Origin of the sequence: Actinoplanes xinjiangensis, from assembly GCF_003148685.1 — a bacterium.
GTDB lineage: Bacteria > Actinomycetota > Actinomycetes > Mycobacteriales > Micromonosporaceae > Actinoplanes > Actinoplanes xinjiangensis.
The window spans coordinates 358,607-374,745 of the sequence record NZ_QGGR01000007.1; the positions used below are offsets into that span (position 1 = coordinate 358,607).

The 16,139-nt window shown below is 71.4% G+C and carries 14 protein-coding genes; 8 read left to right on the top strand and 6 right to left on the bottom strand.

Annotated elements, in window-relative coordinates; genetic code table 11:
* Positions 1-12: 12 nt before the first annotated feature.
* On the bottom strand, positions 13-1,302 hold the full coding sequence (locus tag BC793_RS18570) for an ABC transporter substrate-binding protein (protein WP_203896249.1): 1,290 nt from the start codon (positions 1,300-1,302) through the stop codon (positions 13-15).
* Positions 1,303-1,525: 223 nt separating this feature from the next.
* Here BC793_RS18570 and BC793_RS18575 point away from each other — a divergent pair, with 223 nt between their 5' ends.
* Complete coding sequence (locus BC793_RS18575; protein WP_239170070.1) at positions 1,526-3,046, top strand: class I SAM-dependent methyltransferase; 1,521 nt, start codon at positions 1,526-1,528, stop codon at positions 3,044-3,046.
* On the opposite strand, the gene BC793_RS18580 is transcribed toward BC793_RS18575, so the two are convergent.
* On the bottom strand, positions 3,043-3,384 hold the full coding sequence (locus BC793_RS18580) for an ankyrin repeat domain-containing protein (protein WP_109594041.1): 342 nt from the start codon (positions 3,382-3,384) through the stop codon (positions 3,043-3,045). The genes BC793_RS18575 and BC793_RS18580 overlap by 4 nt on opposite strands.
* 104 nt (positions 3,385-3,488) lie before the next feature.
* Between BC793_RS18580 and BC793_RS18585 the strand changes: the two genes are divergently transcribed.
* Together BC793_RS18585 and BC793_RS18590 are read left to right on the top strand one after the other, a co-directional pair.
* Positions 3,489-3,863, top strand: a complete 375-nt coding sequence (locus BC793_RS18585) for a YciI family protein (RefSeq protein ID WP_239170068.1) — start codon at positions 3,489-3,491, stop codon at positions 3,861-3,863.
* Entirely contained in the window at positions 3,860-5,089 is a 1,230-nt protein-coding gene (locus tag BC793_RS18590) for an RNA polymerase sigma factor (RefSeq protein WP_109593847.1), read from the top strand. Before BC793_RS18585 ends, BC793_RS18590 begins: the two co-directional genes overlap by 4 nt.
* A gap of 107 nt (positions 5,090-5,196) precedes the next feature.
* Here the strand turns inward: BC793_RS18590 and BC793_RS18595 are convergent, their stop codons facing one another.
* The gene (locus BC793_RS18595; protein WP_109593849.1) at positions 5,197-7,464 is read right to left on the bottom strand and encodes an RNA polymerase sigma factor; all 2,268 of its coding nucleotides are present in this window, start codon (positions 7,462-7,464) and stop codon (positions 5,197-5,199) included.
* A gap of 172 nt (positions 7,465-7,636) precedes the next feature.
* Complete coding sequence (locus tag BC793_RS51365; protein ID WP_239170067.1) at positions 7,637-7,987, bottom strand: hypothetical protein; 351 nt, start codon at positions 7,985-7,987, stop codon at positions 7,637-7,639.
* Here BC793_RS51365 and BC793_RS18600 point away from each other — a divergent pair.
* The 4 genes from BC793_RS18600 (at position 7,977) to BC793_RS18615 (ending at position 12,944) form a co-directional block, all read left to right on the top strand.
* A complete protein-coding gene (locus tag BC793_RS18600; protein WP_239170066.1) occupies positions 7,977-9,095 on the top strand; it encodes a hypothetical protein in 1,119 nt (372 codons plus the stop codon). The two genes, BC793_RS51365 and BC793_RS18600, sit on opposite strands and share 11 nt — an antisense overlap.
* 208 nt (positions 9,096-9,303) lie before the next feature.
* Entirely contained in the window at positions 9,304-11,511 is a 2,208-nt protein-coding gene (locus tag BC793_RS18605) for a DUF6055 domain-containing protein (RefSeq protein WP_203896248.1), read from the top strand.
* 216 nt (positions 11,512-11,727) lie between these two features.
* The gene (locus BC793_RS18610; RefSeq protein WP_146246331.1) at positions 11,728-12,396 is read left to right on the top strand and encodes a hypothetical protein; all 669 of its coding nucleotides are present in this window, start codon (positions 11,728-11,730) and stop codon (positions 12,394-12,396) included.
* A 233-nt stretch (positions 12,397-12,629) separates the two neighbouring features.
* Positions 12,630-12,944: a hypothetical protein gene (locus BC793_RS18615; protein ID WP_109593855.1), complete on the top strand. Its 315-nt coding sequence runs from the start codon at positions 12,630-12,632 to the stop codon at positions 12,942-12,944.
* A gap of 119 nt (positions 12,945-13,063) precedes the next feature.
* Here BC793_RS18615 and BC793_RS18620 read toward each other — a convergent pair whose 3' ends face one another.
* Positions 13,064-14,098, bottom strand: coding sequence for an FAD-dependent monooxygenase (locus BC793_RS18620; RefSeq protein ID WP_109594045.1), 1,035 nt, complete (start codon positions 14,096-14,098; stop codon positions 13,064-13,066).
* A gap of 65 nt (positions 14,099-14,163) precedes the next feature.
* Between BC793_RS18620 and BC793_RS18625 the strand changes: the two genes are divergently transcribed.
* A complete protein-coding gene (locus tag BC793_RS18625; protein WP_109593857.1) occupies positions 14,164-14,727 on the top strand; it encodes a TetR/AcrR family transcriptional regulator in 564 nt (187 codons plus the stop codon).
* 196 nt (positions 14,728-14,923) lie between these two features.
* Here BC793_RS18625 and BC793_RS18630 read toward each other — a convergent pair whose 3' ends face one another.
* Positions 14,924-16,096 carry a UDP-N-acetylglucosamine--N-acetylmuramyl-(pentapeptide) pyrophosphoryl-undecaprenol N-acetylglucosamine transferase gene (locus tag BC793_RS18630; RefSeq protein ID WP_109593859.1) on the bottom strand — a complete coding sequence of 391 codons (1,173 nt, stop codon included), beginning with the start codon at positions 16,094-16,096 and terminating at the stop codon, positions 14,924-14,926.
* Positions 16,097-16,139 lie beyond the last annotated feature (43 nt).

Sequence of the window (16,139 nt, forward strand, 5' to 3'; positions counted from 1 at the left end):
ACACCAAGCCACTCAGCCCTTCTTCGCTGCGTCGTTGACGGCCTGGATGATCCCGGCGACGTCACCCTTGCCGGCGAGCAGGTTCACCACGCCGACGTTCAGCGCGTTACCGACGTTCTGGCCGTAGATCGTGTCGAGCCACTGGGACACGTACGGCGCCTTGTTGTAGGCGTCGAGAACCGCCTTGAGGTAGTCCTCGGTGACCGCGCCCTGGGCCTCCTTGCTGACCGGCAGCGCGTTGAACGCCTTGTAGTAGCCCTCCTGCACGTCCTTGGTGAGGATGTAGTTCAGGAAGTCGACGCATTCCTTGGGCGCCTGCGCCGAGCAGGAGTAGCCGTCGGCGCCGCCCATGATCGCGGCCGGGTCGCCCTGGCCGCCGGGAACCGCCGGGAACGGGAAGTAGCCCAGGTCGGGCATCGGCTTGGCGTCCTTGGTCAGCGAGGCGATGACACCCGGGTCCCAGGCGCCCATCAGCTCCATGCTGGCCTTGTAGTTGGCGACCAGGCCGGCCGAGCTGCCCGCACCCTGCTGCGCCGAGGTGGTCAGGAAGCCCTCGTTGAACGGCTTGGTGTCGGCGAACGCCTTGAGGTCCTCACCGGCCTTGGTCCAGCAGGCGTCGGTGAAGGTCTTGTCCTTGGCGGCCGCGTCCAGGGCGGCCGGGCTGCAGGCGCGCAGGGCGAAGAAGTAGTACCAGTGGGCGGCCGGCCAGGCGTCCTTGCCGCCCAGGGCGATCGGCGTGCCGTTCGCCTTGAGCTTGCCGACCGCGGTGTTGAACTCCTCCAGAGTGGTCGGCGGCGCCGTGACCCCGGCCTTCGCGAACAGGTCCTTGCTGTACCAGAGGCCGCCCGGCAGGATCGACACCGGGATGGAGTACGCCTTCCCGTCGACCTGCCCGGTCTTGAGGGCCGCCTCACCGACCGCCTGCTTGGTCGCGTCGGTGATGTCGGCGGTGATGTCCTTGAGCTGGCCGGCCTCGACCATCGCGGCCATCTTGCCGCCACCGCGCTGGAGGAAGATGTCCGGCGCGGAGCCCGAGTTCAGGGCGGTCTGGAGCTTGCCGTCCATGTCCTCGTTCTGGACCTGCTGAATCTTGATCTTCACGTTCGGGTTCGCGGTCTGGAAGTCGGCCACGGTCTTGTCCCAGAACGCCTTACCGGGACCGGTGGTGGCGTTGTGCCACAGCTGCATCGTGACGTCACCGCCGCCGGAGCCGCCGTCATCGTCCCCGCCGCTGCAGGCGGCCATGCCCAGGGTGCTCAACGCCACCGCGACGGCCATCGCCAGGGTCCTTCTAGGTGCCACGAGGCCCACCTCATCAGTATCGAAAGTTTCGGAGTGTTTCCGGAAGATGTCGCTCAAAATATGGAGCGGCAAACGTGGATGTCAAGACGTGGGCCAATGGAGAAATGGCACGACACTGGTGACGGACGGCTACCGATAACTTTCGGAAGTTACGATCTGTCGACTGCTTCTGCCGCCAGGCGCCCCGCGGACCGGTATGCTCCGAGATCGTTCGAGCCATGGGGTGATCCACATCGACTTCGTGCTGTTTCCCGGCCGCCACCACCTGCTGACCCGGTTCCAGGCCGAATACCTGCACCGGCTCGCCGCCGACAGCGGGGCCACCGTCGTGTGGGCGGTGACGTCGGCGAACCACGACAACACCCGCCGCAATCCCGTCCCGTACCACCGGCGGGAGGCGGCGATCGAGCGGTTCAGCCTGGTCAGTGGGCTGCGGTCACTCGTCGTGCCGGTGTTCGACACCGCGCCCACCGACGCGTTCGCCGAGGTGACCCTCAAGAGCATCGCCGTGGCCACCGGCATCGACCTGACGCCCGCCGGCACCGTGGTCGCCTGCTCCACGCCGGAGGTCGCGAAACTCTACGAACGGCTCGGCTTCCCGATCGCGCTGGTCGAGGCGGATCCGCAGCTGCGGACGGCGCCGGAGCGGCCGTGGGACGTGCTGCTGCGCCTGGCCGCCGGTGACGAGACGTGGCGCAAACTGGCCCACCCGGCCACCATCGACGTGTTCGAGCGGTACCGGCTCGCCGACACCGTCCGGACCGTCGTCAACGACCCGCTCGTGGGCGACGAGGGTGGCCTGACCGCGACCCGCGACTACCGGACGTATGTGGAGGCCTTCGCCGACGCCGCGCAACGCAAGTGGGCGGCGGTCCGGCAGCACGTGCGGCCCGGCCGGATCGTCGACATCGGCTGCGGCGCCGGCGCGGTGCTGGAACTCGCCGACCGCGAACCCGGCCTGCACGAGAGCGACCTGATCGGGGTCGAGGTCGCCCGCCACCTGTACTCCGAGTGCGTGCACAAAAAGGCCCAGGGCGTCTTCCGGAACGCCAACGTGTACTTTTACCAGCGCAACGTCCTCGGTGGCGCGATCTTCGCGGACCGGTCGGTGGACACCACGCTCACCTTCGCGCTGACCCACGAGATCTGGTCGTACGGCCGGCAGCGCACGTCCCTGCTCCAGTTCGCCCGCCGGATCTTCGACCACACCGCACCCGGCGGCGTGTGGATCAACAGCGACGTGTGCGGCCCCGACGACCGCCGCCGCCCGGTGCTGCTGCGCCTGGCCACCGACGACGGCGACAACCCCGCCGGCCCGCGGCGTGATCTCGCGACCCTCGACTCCGGGCAGATCAGGGGGTACGTGTCACGCCTGTCCACCCGGGCCCGGCTGGACCAGTTCGCGGCCGACTTCGCGTTCCCGTTCACCTTCGAGGCGGTCGGCGACGACACGGTCCGGCTGGAACTGGGCGCGGCCATGGACTTCCTGACCCGCAAGGACTACGTCGACAACTGGCTGTCCGAGACGAAGGAGCAGTTCTGCGGTCTGTCCTTCACCGAGTGGTCGCAGCTGCTGGCCGAGGCCGGCTTCGAACTCGATGCGGCCTCCACGCCGATCCGCAACGACTGGATCATCGACAACCGGATCGCCCCGGTCGCCGAACTCACCGAACTCGACGGCACCCCGATCGACTGGCCCACCACCCACCTGCTCGTGGTGGCCCGCCGGCCCCGCAACAGCTAGCGCAGCAGCGCGGCCATCTCCGGCAGCCGGAAGTAGTCGGCGATGGCCAGCGCGGACGGGGAACCACCGTCCGGGTCGGCGCCGGCCTCCAGCAGGGTCCGCACGGTGATCGGATTCTGCCGGAACACCGCCGCGGACAGGGCGGTCTGGCCCCGGTCGTTGACCCGGTTCGGGTCGGCACCGTGGGCCAGCAGAGCGGCGACCGTGTCCGGGTGGTCGTGGTACGCGGCAAGGATCAGCAGGGTGTCGCCCTTGTCGTTGGTCAGGTTGGGCGGCAGGCCGGCCCCGACGTTGGCGATCAGCTCGGGCGTGTCCCCGAAACGCGCCAGGTCGAACATCTGATGGGCGAACGCGATCGTCTTCTCATCCAACTGGGTCACGCGGTGAGGGATACCCCGAATCCGGGGCCGAAATCCCGGCCACGTGGTGTCGGATCGGAGTCATGGCGTTCGTGGCACGGGTGACGGACAGCCATGAACCACGGGAGATGAAGATGCGATATCTGGTCTCGGTCATCGACGACACGAGCGACTCCGGCACCGGGAAAGAGGCGGCCGCCATCGACGCGTTCAACGAGCGGGCCCGGGCCGGCGGGCACTGGGTCTTCGCCGGTGGGCTCGCGCATCCGGGCACCGCCACCGTCATCGACGGGCGCGGTGCGGAGCCGGTGTTCACCGACGGGCCGTTCGTGGAGACGAAGGAGTTCCTCGCCGGGTTCTGGGTCTTCGAGGCGCCGGATCTCGACGTGGCCCTCGCACTCGCGGCCGACGGATCCCGGGCGTGCAACCGGCGGGTCGAGGTGCGGCCCTTCCTGTGAGTGCGGTCCACGAGACGGTCGCCCGGGTCCACCGCACCGAGTGGGCCCGGATCGTCGCCGGCCTGGCCAGGCGCTTCGGTGATCTCGACGTCGCCGAGGAGGCGGCGGCCGAGGCGTTCGCGACGGCTCTGGAACGGTGGCCGGCCGACGGTGTGCCGCCCGGCCCGGGCGCCTGGCTGACGACCACCGCGACCCGGAAGGCCATCGACCGGATCCGGCGCGAGAGCCGACGCGACGACAAGCAGAGGGAGGCCCGCATCGTGTACGACGACGACCCTCCGGAGCCGATCGGCGCCGTCGACGACGAGCGGCTGCGCCTGATCTTCACCTGCTGTCATCCGGCGCTCGCCATGGAGGCGCGGGTCGCGCTGACGCTGCGTATGGTCGGCGGGCTGAGCATGCCGGAGATCGCGCGGGCCTTCCTCGTGCAGGAGACCGCGATGGGGCAGCGGATCACCCGGGCCAAGGCCAAGATCAAGGCGGCGCGGATCCCGTACCGGGTGCCGTCGGCGGAGGACCTTCCGCGGCGGGTCTCCGGAGTGCTCGCCGTGCTGTTCCTGGTCTTCAACGAGGGCTATCTCGCGACCGGGGCGGGCACCGATCCGGTACGGCAGGACCTGACCGCCGAGGCCGTCCGGCTGGCCCGGCTGATCCGCGGCCTGCGGCCCGACGACGGCGAGGTGGCCGGGCTGCTCGCGTTGATGCTGCTCACCGAGGCCCGCCGGGCCGCCCGGGTCTCGGCGACCGGGGAGCTGGTGTCGCTGGCCGAGCAGGACCGCGGGGCGTGGGACGCCGGGCTGATCGCCGAGGGCCACCGGCTTCTCCGCGAGCGCCTGGCCTCCGGGGTGGCACCGGGGCGCTATCAGCTGCTCGCGGCGATCAATGCGGTGCACACCTCGGCCCGGGACGTACGGGACACCGACTGGTCGCAGATCGTCGCCCTCTACGACCATCTTCTCCGGCTCGACCCGTCCCCGATTGTGGCGCTGAACCGGGCCGTCGCGGTGGCCGAACTGGACGGTCCCGAGGTGGCGCTGGCGGCCGTCGACCGGCTCGAGGAACGGCTGGGCGGCTATCACGCCTTTCACGCCACCCGCGCCGAACTGCTGCGCCGGCTCGGTCGCAGTGAGCAGGCGCGCGATGCCTACGACCGGGCCATCGACCTGGCCGGCAACACCGCCGAGACCGCCTATCTGCGGCGCCGTCGTGATCAGTTGCGGGGGTAGCCGTGCGGTAGGCGCATTCAGCCCGGCGGTCGCGTCGCGGTCCGTGCCCGGCAGCCACCTCGCGCGGACGGCCACGGTTCTCCGCGTGGCTCGTACAAGATGAGGTTTCAGTCGGTCATGACCGCGATGGTGATGGTCTTCGTGGTCGGTGAGGCCTTGCCGCGGCTGCGGTAATCGGGGGTCTTGTCGACGAACGGCCAGGCCAGGGAGCCGTCGGCCAGGGGCACCAGATCGCCGCCGACCTGGACGCCGAGTTTGCGGGCCTTGCCGACGGGGGCGCCGGTGGGCGTGAGGACCTGCCCGTAGGTGCCGGTGTAGCGGCCGTCGCAGACGCCGGCGCTGCATCCGCTGACCGCGACCTGGTCCCAGACGGCGAACGCGTTCCGGCCCAGGCGGCCGATCCGGACGTTGACGTGATCGACCGTCGCGGTGCTGGTCAGATAGCGGATGGCGGGGGTCGACGGATCGGCCGTCAGCGGTACGGCCGGTTCGTCGGAGTCGGTGAGGGAGGTGACCGCGACGTTGTGGTTCTTCCAGCGGGCGGTGACCAGATACCCGTAGTCGTCGGCCGGGTCGGGGGTGGCCCGGGACCAGCCGCGTGACTGCCAGGCCAGCAGGTATCGGCCGTCGGCGAACCGGACCAGGTTGCCGTAGCCACCGCCGTCCCCGCCGAACGGCTCGCCGCAGTAGCCGGCCACACATTCGGCGTGGGCGAGGCGGGCCGCTCCGGGGCGCGGGAAGCCGATACCGGTGTTGAGGAACAGGCCGTCCTTCCAGTCGTTGGCGCAGACCGACGCGAACGGGAGCCTCTTCTCGGCGGCCAGCGCGATGCCGGTGTTGTGGCTGCAACCCCAGTCCCAGCCGCCGGCGACCGGCCGTCCGGCGGCGCTGCGGTAGGCGAGCCGGTCGCCGAAGTGGCCGGACTCGTCACGGACGGCGAAGTAGGCGCCGTAGACCGTGCCGTTCCATGCCAGGTCACCGACCAGCATCGGCGTCGACGTGCCGGCATCGGTCAGCAGCGACGCCCATGCCTGCCGGCCGTCGCGGTAACGGATCAGATAGGCGCCGCTGTCACCGAACGTGTTGCCGTTCGGGTCGGCGCGCCGGGTCAGCAGGGCGAAACCGTCGTCGTGGGCGACCAGGCCGCTCGCTTCCCGGCCGGGCACCACGACGTCGTCACCGCGGCGCTTCAGGTCCTTACCGAGCGGGGTGACGTGCACGGTCGTACCGTCGGCGGCCAGCCAGGCGAGCCAGGCGGTGCCGTTCGGAGCGATCGCGAACGGTGTCCGGCGGCTGTGCTGTTTGCCGCTGTAACCCGGGATCCGGTAGGCGAACGGCACCGGCAGACTGATCGTCGTCGTGGTGATCGTGCCGGACTTGGGCGTCACGCTGGGTGATGGTGCCGGTGCGGTCGCTGCCGGGGCGGTGACGGACGGTGGTGCGGCGGCCACCAGCGGGGGCGCCGGCTGCGGATCACGGTCGATGAACACCAGGAGGGCGACCACGAGCGTGACGACCGCGGAGCCGGCGGCGACGAGCTTGCCGGCCGACAGGCTCACCGGCGTGCCGCTCGTCTTGCCCAGCGCCGCGATCCGGGACTTCAGATCGATCGGGACGGCGATCAGGCCGGCGCTCGCGAGCAGCCGCTCGGTGGGGATCAGTGCCTTCCCGGCCGTGCCGCAGACGTCGCATTCGCGCAGGTGGCGGGCGATGCGTTTGCGCCACAGGGCGCCCGGCACATCGTCCCAGCCGGCCAGCGCCGCGGTCAGGCCCGGACATCTGACGGGCGCGGCCCGAGCGACCACGATGGTACGGGCCAGCTCGAGCTGTTCCCGCATGCGCTGGATCCGGACGCCGGCGTGTGCCACCGAGAGCCCCATCGACTCGGCGACCTCCGCGCGGGTGAGCGTGCCGGCCGCTTCGAGCCACCACAGGGCGAGGGTCTCGCGGTGGTCGTCGTCGAGCCAGAGGGTGGCCTCGGCGGTCTGGCGCCGCTGCGCCGACATGTCGAGGCGCAGCACGGTCACGCCCGCGAAATCCGTGGCCGGGTCCGGCTCCTGCGACTCCTCGTCGAACGGTGCGGTCCGGCTGACGACCGTGTGCCGTGACCGGTGACGTTCGGTGACCTGGTGGCGGGCGATCGCCAGCAGCCACGGCCGGAAACGGGCCGGTTCCCGCAGCGCCGGCAGGTCGCGGACCGCGCGCAGCATGGTCTCCTGCACCACGTCGTCGACGTCCGCGTGGCGGCCCAGCATGCGGCCGACGAAGTTGTAGACCAGCGGCAGGTGGTCGGTGACGAGCGCGCTGATCGCCTTCCGGTCACCGGAGCGGGCGGCGACGACGACGTCGGTCGGGTTCTGTTCTGTGGTGGTCATGGCGTCAGGGAGGCTACCGCCACGGACGCCCGGTGGTGGTTGGAGATTCGTCTCCCCGGATTCCTGTTACGGCGGGGATCGTCGCTCCGCCCGTGGCGAAAAACTTTTCTCCGGTTCCTGTTATGCGTGCGGTGACCGGCCCGCCATACCCGTCGTCAGGACGTTCGGATCTTCAGGAGAACACGATGAAACCATTGGCGGTACGACGGCCGGGTGGCCGGGCATCAAGGGCAGTGCTGGTGGCGACGCTCGCCGTCGTGGGTCTGGCCGCCTGCTCGACGGCGTCCGGCACCCCGGCGGCGGGTCCGGCCGCTGATCCGGTCCCCGGCCGGCAGGTCGCGGCCGGGGCGTCGGCTGCTGCTCCGGGGCCGTCCGGGGCCGCTTCCGCGCCGCCCGCCGCGGCCGCGGGTGCCGCGCCCGGTGCTTCGGCCGCCGGCTCCGCGCCGTCGCGGTCCGCGGCCGCCGCCACGACCGCGGGTGGCTGCGCCCGGAAGGTCTCGGCGTCGCCGGCGGTGACGATCACGCAGGTGTCGCTGCCGTCGAAGGTGGCCGGCTACGGGCCGGAGGGTGACACCGACAACCTGCCGATGGCGATCGCGGCCCGGCCGGACGGCGGGTCGTGGCTCGCGTGGCTGGGCACCGACGGGAAGGTCCACCTGGGCCGGCTGGGATGCGACGACAAACTCGTCGGCACCCCCACCAGCTTCACCGGTATCGACCTCCAGGACGTCCAGGCCGACGCGAAGGGCGGGGTCGTCCTGCTGACGCGTAAGGGCGACTGCGGTGGTGGATCGCTCTGCGGGGGAACCTCCAGCCCGTGCAACACGATGCACATGATCCGGTTCGACCTGAACGGCAAGCTGGTCTGGGAGCGGCAGGTCACCAACCTGACCGGCGGCCGGACCGGATATGACGACGGTGCCCGGTTCATCTGGTGGTACCAGCACCACGGCCGCCTGGCGACCAACGGCTCGGACTGGGCCGCCTACTTCGGGGTGGCGATCACGGTGAAGAACGGCAGCTGCGTCGACGTGCACGAGGGTGACCGGATGCAGGTGGTCAGCGCCGCCGGCAAACTGCTGTCCGGGCATCGGGACGCGTTCGAGGTCGGTTGCAGTCACGCGTGGACGTCACGGGTGGTGTGGGATCCGCGGACGAAACGGTTCGTGGGCGTGTGCGCGACCGACAACGCCTGCCGGATCGCGCAGCCGAACCCGTATCGGACCGTCGCGGCCGGCACCTGTGACGGCACGCTGTTCGGCGGTGACCTGGTGCTGGCGAAGTCGAGCGGCTACTGGACCGCGTGGAGCCAGGGCGGCAAGGTCCGGCTGGAGAGGTTCACCACCGGGAAGTCGACGTCCACGATCAGCACCGGCGTCGGGTCGGCTCATCCGCACCTGGTGTCCTACGGGGCCGGGCGGATGCTGCTGTCCTGGCAGTCGGGGACGGGGATGGCGGCGCAGGTGTATGACGCCGGCACCGGCAAGCCCGTCGGTGCGCGGCTGAGCATCGCCGTGAAGGACCATTCCTACCAGGCGTTCAAGGCCTACGCCGACGGCAGTGCCGCCTACCCGGCGGCGGGCGCCTCCGCCTCGGCCGTCAGGATCGCCCGCGTCCTCCCGCAGGCCTGACGGCCCGATCCGCCGGCCGTCGCCGGACAGGCCCCGCGACGCGGATCGCCGGTCCCGGCGACGGTCCGGAGGTTCCCGGTTCATCACTCTGAAACCTTGCCGAAAACGTTTTCGTAGTTCAGGGTGACCTGTCATAGACCGCGGCCGATCCCCTCGACGGCCCGCACATCCCCCAAGTCTGATCCACAACAGCAGGAGGGCATCCCCCATGCGGCTTCTCCGCGCACGAACACGTATCACCATCGCCTTCGCGGCGGTGCTCCTCGTCCTCGGAGCCCTGCTCCCACAGCTCATGTCACAGGCGTCGGCCGCGGCCAAGACGCTCTACATCCCGTCGCGCTGGGTGCAGACCGGCGAGGTCCCCTGGTCGTCGAGCCGCAGCCGTGAGTCGGCGAACTTCGTCCTGCTGTGGGGCGAGAAGTCGGGCACCGACCCGGCGTCGGCCCCGTCGCCGTACAACTTCGACCCGAACAGCATCATCACCCAGCTCGAGAACCTGTACACGTTCTACGTCAGCACCATGAAGTTCACCCCGGAGACCGGGAAACTCGCCCAGCACAAGATCATCGTCATCGTCACGAACACCTGGAACCGCACCGAGCTCAACGCCTGGGCCACCGGCGGCTCGGTCGACGGGCAGGTCGGCATCATCAACATCGACCCCCGCGCGGCACAACCCGGATCCTGGGGCCTCGCCCACGAACTCGGGCACGTGTTCCAGGCCTACACCACGATGAACCGGCCGGGTGCCGGGTTCATCGACGCGACCGCCGGCACCTTCTGGGAGACCAGCGCCGAATTCATGGCGATGCAGGCCCTGCCGGCCACCGCCGCCGGTGATCTGACGCGGTGGCTGCGGTCGGAGAACCTGTACTACAGCTCCAGCCGGCACCACTACGGCAACTGGATGCTGGCGCAGTACATCAAGGACCGTGACGGGCTCCCCATGTTCAACCGGATGTGGAACGAGGCCGCCGGCAACGAGCATCCCCTCGAAACCTACCGGCGGATCGCCGGGATCACGCAGGCGGAGCTCAACCGTCGTCTCGGCGAGTACGCGACACGGACCGTGACATACGACTTCGGCAACCGGTCCACGCTGATGCCGTTCATCACCAGCGTGTACGGCGCCGGGTTCCTCAACGCGTACAACGGCGGCAATGTCGAGGCGGTCGACGCGAGCCAGAGCCACTACCGGATCAACACCAGGGTGGCGCCGTCCGACTACGGCTTCAACAAGATCAAGCTGGTGCCGTCGGCCGACGGCGCCATGGTCAAGGTGCGGTTGAAGGGGCATGCCGAGACCGGCGCCACCGGCTGGACGTTCGGGCTGGTCGCGGTTCGCAACGGCACCCCGCGCTACTCGCCGTTGACGTCCGGCACGGACGGGCAGATCGACTTCCCGCTCCAGGCGGGCGAGAACGAGGTGTGGCTCGTCGTGACCGGCACGCCGAACGCGGTGCCGCACTACGGATTCCTGGACGGATACACCAAGGCACGCCGCTACCCCTACGAGTTCCGGCTCTCCGGTGCCACCCCGTCCGGGTTCGAGCCCGGACATGTGAAGCCGGCCGCCGGCAACGGCGGGCGCTGGCACTCCAACGGTGGCGGCTGGGTCGCCGGCAACGCCAGTGTCGCGGCGTCCGCGTATGTCGGCCCGAAGGCCGCGGTGATGGGTGGAACGGTCACCGGCAACGCCCGGATCGAGGGCCTGGGCTGGGTCAACGGCGGCACCGTCGGCGGCAACGCGATCGTCCGGGACAACGCGCTCATCCAGAGCGGCGCGAACCTGTCCGGCAACGTCGTGGTCGGCGGCGACGCGGAGGTCGCGTTCGCCTGCTCGTCCGGCACCTACCTGATGTTCAGCACCACCCGCGGCTGCGACGGCGGTGGCGGCGAGAGCGACGTCAACCCGGCGCACGGCACGTTCGGCAGCGCCGAACTCGCCATCGGTGGCGGCACCACGACCCCGCCGCCCGCCACCGGCAACCTCGCCCGCACCGCGACCGCGTCGGCGTCCGTCACGTCGTCGTGGGAGAGTGTCGCCGCGGTCAACGACGGCATCGAACCGCCGTCGTCCAACGACTCCACCAACCCGCGGTGGGGCACCTGGCCCGACAGCGGCGAGCAGTGGGCGGCGCTGACCTGGGCGAACCCGGTCCGGGTCGGGCGCGTCCAGGTCTACCTCTTCGACGACGGCAACGGGGTACGGCTACCCGCCTCGTGGCGACTGCAATCCCGGTCCGGGACGGGCACCTGGGCCGACGTCCCCGGAGCCGGCGGGTATCCGGCGGCCGCGAACACCTACAACACGGTGACGTTCCCGGCCGTCGACACGAGCGCGCTCCGGGTCGTACTCCAATCGAACGGAACCAGCAGCGTCGGCCTCCTGGAGGTGAAGGCCTTCGCCTCCTGAGGGTCCCCGGGCCGCGGCCGTTCGCCGCGGCCCGGGATCCGTCCCGGACCGCCGCCCGCCGCCCGCCGTCCGGGAAGGCTCACGTCAGCCGAGCGCGTCGGCCGGCTCCAGGTAGGCATGACCAGCGAGTCGGCGGAGCGGCAGGGCCTGGGGCCCTCACCCGGATCCCAGACACGAGGGGAGAGTCAACGGCGCCGTCCGGTGCGTTGGGACGGTATGCAACGAAACTCAGCGCGGGCCGTCGGCCTCGTGATCCTGACCTGTACCGCGGCCGCGACGATCACCGCGCTCTACTCCACGCGGCTGATGGTGCGGCTCACCGGCGGATCGGCCTGGGACGCCACGGTGCCCGCCTTCTGGCCGTTGCTGGCCGTGATCATGATCGCCGCCCTGGTTCTCGTGGCGCGCCCACGGCACGCGCGGGCGGCCGCGGTCGTGACCATGGTGTGTGCGGCCCAGCTGGTCGGCGGAGGGGTCGCGGCCTCCCGCGACTGGTTCCAGGTCGCCGACCTCGAGGTGCTGAAAATGGTGACGCCGTTGACCGTCCTGCTGGTGATCGCGATGACCGTGGTCTGTGGCGTCTCCCTCCTGCCGCTCTGGCGCACGGCCACCGGATGGCGGCCCCGGCATCCCGGCTGGCTCGTCGCCGGTGCACTGGTGGCGGCCGTCCCGCCGGCCCTGGCCGGTGCGATGGCCGGCTTCTCGGAGGTGGCCCTGCTCGGTCAGGTCGCGCTGACCTGGTCACTGCCGTGGGGTGCCGGCATCGCCGCCGGCGGCTGGCTCGGCAGGCCCCTGCGCCGGATCGCCGCGCTGACCGTGGCGGCCGCCCCGCTCCTCACGATCGCCGTACTCACCGTGCCGATCCTCCCCGGAGCGGGCGACTGACGGGGTGTGGCCGACGGCGACACCAGGGGCGCCGGAGGGCGGCGGTGGATGTCCCCGGCATTACCCGGCTGACATCCCCGGCATTGCCCGGCGGATGTCGTCGGCATCACCCGGCCGACCTCGTCGGTTTCACCCGGCGGATTAGTTCGCCGGGTCCGGATACCGACAGCGGGACATCGCCCCGGTGTGCGACCGGCCGGTGCCGTCCCGGGAACTGGGGCGTTTGTGACGGTATGGAAACTGACTTCGCGCGGGAGCGGGTGGCCGACGCCGGCATGGTGTCACGGCGCTCCGGGTGGTGGATCGCCTGGCGGCGCGGTGGACCGGTCCGCCGTGTCTCGGCCGCGATCGTGGTGGCCGGTGCCCTCCTCATATCGGCTCTGCTGATCGCCCGGGGCCTGTCCCGGGTGGACGCCGTCGGCCGGGAGGCCATCGCGATCGGGGTCGTCGCCGGGATCTCGGCCTGGGCGGCCGTCGGGCACCTGATGTGGCGGTTCGAGCGCCGTCGGGAGCGACGATCACGCGGCGAGCATGCCGGCCCGCAGTAGGCCGTCGGGCACCTGATGTGGCGGTTCGAGCGCCGCCGGGAGCGACGATCACGCGGCGAGCATGCCGGCCCGCAGTAGGCCGTCGCGTACCTGATGTGGCGGTTCGAGCGCCGCCGCGATTACGCGGCGAGCATGCTCGCCCGCAGTAGGCCGTCGCGTACCGGCAGGGCGTGCCGGACCCGGCTGAGGCGGCCCGCCGCCGCGGCCGCACGGGCCAGGCGCCGGGTCACCGGGCGGCGACGGCGGTCGTAGGCGGCCAGGCCCGAGGCGACCGTCGGCGACTCGCGCAGTGCCGTGGCCAGGGCGACCGCGTCGATGAGCGCCTCGCACGCGCCGCGGCCCAGATCGGGGGTCATCGCGTGGGCGGCGTCGCCGATCAGCGCGACTCTCCCGCTGACATAGGACGGTAGTGGGGGAGTGACGTACACGTCGTGGTGCAGGATGCCCGCCTCGGTGACCGCCTCCAGGACCGGTCGCACCGGCGCCGCCCAGCCGTCGAACATTCGCCGCAGGGCGCTGACCTCCGCGCCCGGATGGAAGCTGCCCGCGGGTGCGCCGGCCGACGCGAACCAGTTGGTCCGGCTGCCCTCCTGCGGGGTCACACCGAACTTGACGCCCCGGCCCCACACCTCGACGAATGTGCTCGTCTCCATGCCGTCGACCGTGCCGCGCCACGCCGTGCCGCCGGAGTGACGCGCCCGGTAGGCGGGCCCGAACAGCTGCTCGCGGGTGTGGCTGAACACGCCGTCGGCGGCGACGACCAGGTCGGCGGCGAGGCTCTCCGGGTGGTGGACCGGGTCGGCGAAGCGGAGGTCGGCGGTGGCGGCGGCCCGGTGCAGGATCGTGAGCAGGGCCGGGCGGGAGATCAGGTGGATCGGGTCGCCCGGCGGGGTGCGGATCGTGGCGATCCGGGAGCCGTCGGGGCGGCGCACCTCGCCGGACCGTCGTGGGCTGCCCGTCTCGCGTACCGCATGGCCGGCGGTGAGGGTGTCCAGTGCCCGCAGCGCCGCCGGCCACATGCCCAGCGCCGTGCCGGTGGCCGGCAGGGCCGCGTCCCGCTCGTGGACGGTGACCTGCCAGCCGTCGTTACCGAGCGCGATGGCGGCGGCGAGGCCGCCGATGCCGCCGCCGATGATCGCCGCGTGTCGTCGCATGCCGCCACCGTACAACATATGTTGTAGGAAGACTACGGATGTTGTGAGCGGGGTAGGGTGATCGCGTGCCGTCCCGCCAAGAAGAACTGCTCGACGCCGCCATCGATGTCCTCGGCAGCCAGGGGGTGCGGGCGCTGACGCATCGGGCGGTCGACGCGGCCGCCGGGATGCCGTTCGGCTCCGCCGCCAACTACTTCAAGACGCGGGATGCGCTGATCAGTGCCGTCGTCGAACGGTTCGCCGAGCGCGACCGGACCGCCTGGCAGGCGATCGCCGGCTTCCTCCACCCGGCCGATCCGGGGGAACTGGCCGCGGCGCTGACCGCCTACGTCCGGCGGGCGCTCGGTCCGGAACGGGCGGTGACCGTCGCCCGGTACGGGCTGTTCGTCGAGGCGGCCCTGCGGCCGGCCCTCCAGGAGCATCTCGCGGCGTCGGCGGCGGAGCTGCGCCGATGGGCGACGCAATGGCTGCGGGACATCGGTTCGACCGACCCGGACGGCGACTGTACGGCCATCATGGACTACCTCGACGGCCTGCTCCTGCACCAGCTCGCGTTCCCCGGCCCGCCCGACAGCCTGGTGGCGGCCATGGACCGCACCGTCCGCAGGCTCTGCACCACCGGCGGGTGATCCGGGCACCCGCCGGCTCCGGACCGGCCCCGGTCTCGCTACCGGTCCCGGCTGGCGACCGGTCCCGGTTGCGTGATCGGTCCCGGTTCGTGGCCGGTCCGGGTTCGTGATCGGTCCCGGTTCGTGATCGGTCCCAGGCTCGCGACCGGTCCCAGGCTCGCGACCGGTTCCGGTAGCGAGACCGGGCCCGTCTCGGCTACTGGGCGCCGGCCGCGGCGGTGAGGATCTCGGTGACGACCTGGTCGGCGGCGGCCGGTTTGCCGTGGGTGGCCGCGTTACGCGCCAGGGCGGCCCGCCGCGGCGGGTCGGCGAGCAGCGCGTTGAGGGTGTCGCGCAGGCGTTCCGGCGTGGCGTCGGCGCCGTCGAGCATGATCGCCGCGTCCTGCTGGGCCAGGTGGCGGGCGGTGATGCGCTGCTCGTCACCGGCCGCATGCGGGTACGGCACGAGGACGCACGCCTTGCCCAGGGCGGTGAGCTCGGCGACGGTGCCGGCGCCGCTGCGCGCGACCACGACGGCGGCCGCGGCCAGCAGGTCGGGCAGCTCGTCGTGGATGAAGTCGAGGACGTGGTAGCGGTGCGCCAGGTGGGCGGGCAGCCCGGCGGCGACCTGCTGCATCTCGGCGTGGCTGAGGCTGCCGCACTGGTGCACGATCTGGCAGTGCTGCAACAGGTCGGGCAGGGCGCCGGTGAGCATCCGGTTGATCTGCTGCGCACCGGCGGCGCCGCCGGTCACCAGCACGAGTGGCACGGCCGGGTCCAGCCCGTACGCCGCGAGGCCCTTCTCGGCGTTGCCCTGGAGGACGGCGGGGCGGATCGGGTTGCCGGTGACGACCGCCCGCGCGCGTGCCTTGGGCGGCAGGTGCTCGAGCGAGGCCTCGTGGCTGACCAGGATGCGGGTGGCGACGCGGGCCAGGATGCGGTTGGCCAGGCCGAGGCTGAGGGTCTGCTCGTGCATCAGGTAGGGCACCCGGAACAGGGCGGCGGCCAGCCCGATCGGCACCGACACGAAACCGCCGGTGCTGAGGACCACCGCCGGGCGGGTCCGGGCGACGGTGAACGCCGCCTGGAGGATGCCGAGCGGGATCCGGAACGCGTCGACGAAGTTGCGGGCCAGGTCGCGGGGGCTGACCGAGCGGCGGAGCTTACCGGTGGTGACGGCCTTGAACGGGATGTTGTTGCGGACCGCGATCTTCGCTTCCAGGCCCTCGGCGACACCGACCCACAGCAGTTCGGGCGCGGCGCCGGTTTCGGCGAGCCGGGCCTGCAGGGCGTTGACCGTGGTCAGCGCGGGGTAGGTGTGCCCGCCGGTGCCGCCACCGGTGACGATCATGCGCAGGCCGCGCAGACGCTGGGTGCCGTAGACGGACATGTGCAGCAACTCCGAGTGAATCCGATGGCGTGGGACGCCGCAG

What these genes read in the sequence shown, in the direction of transcription:
- BC793_RS18630 (WP_109593859.1), bottom strand. Translation starts at nt 16,096, where the DNA reads ATGTCCGTCTACGGCACCCAGCGTCTGCGCGGCCTGCGCATGATCGTC.
- BC793_RS18595 (WP_109593849.1), bottom strand. Translation starts at nt 7,464, where the DNA reads ATGACCACCACAGAACAGAACCCGACCGACGTCGTCGTCGCCGCCCGC.
- BC793_RS18615 (WP_109593855.1), top strand. Translation starts at nt 12,630, where the DNA reads ATGGAAACTGACTTCGCGCGGGAGCGGGTGGCCGACGCCGGCATGGTG.
- BC793_RS18620 (WP_109594045.1), bottom strand. Translation starts at nt 14,098, where the DNA reads ATGCGACGACACGCGGCGATCATCGGCGGCGGCATCGGCGGCCTCGCC.
- BC793_RS18580 (WP_109594041.1), bottom strand. Translation starts at nt 3,384, where the DNA reads ATGTTCGACCTGGCGCGTTTCGGGGACACGCCCGAGCTGATCGCCAAC.
- BC793_RS18610 (WP_146246331.1), top strand. Translation starts at nt 11,728, where the DNA reads ATGCAACGAAACTCAGCGCGGGCCGTCGGCCTCGTGATCCTGACCTGT.
- BC793_RS18605 (WP_203896248.1), top strand. Translation starts at nt 9,304, where the DNA reads ATGCGGCTTCTCCGCGCACGAACACGTATCACCATCGCCTTCGCGGCG.
- BC793_RS18585 (WP_239170068.1), top strand. Translation starts at nt 3,489, where the DNA reads ATGGCGTTCGTGGCACGGGTGACGGACAGCCATGAACCACGGGAGATG.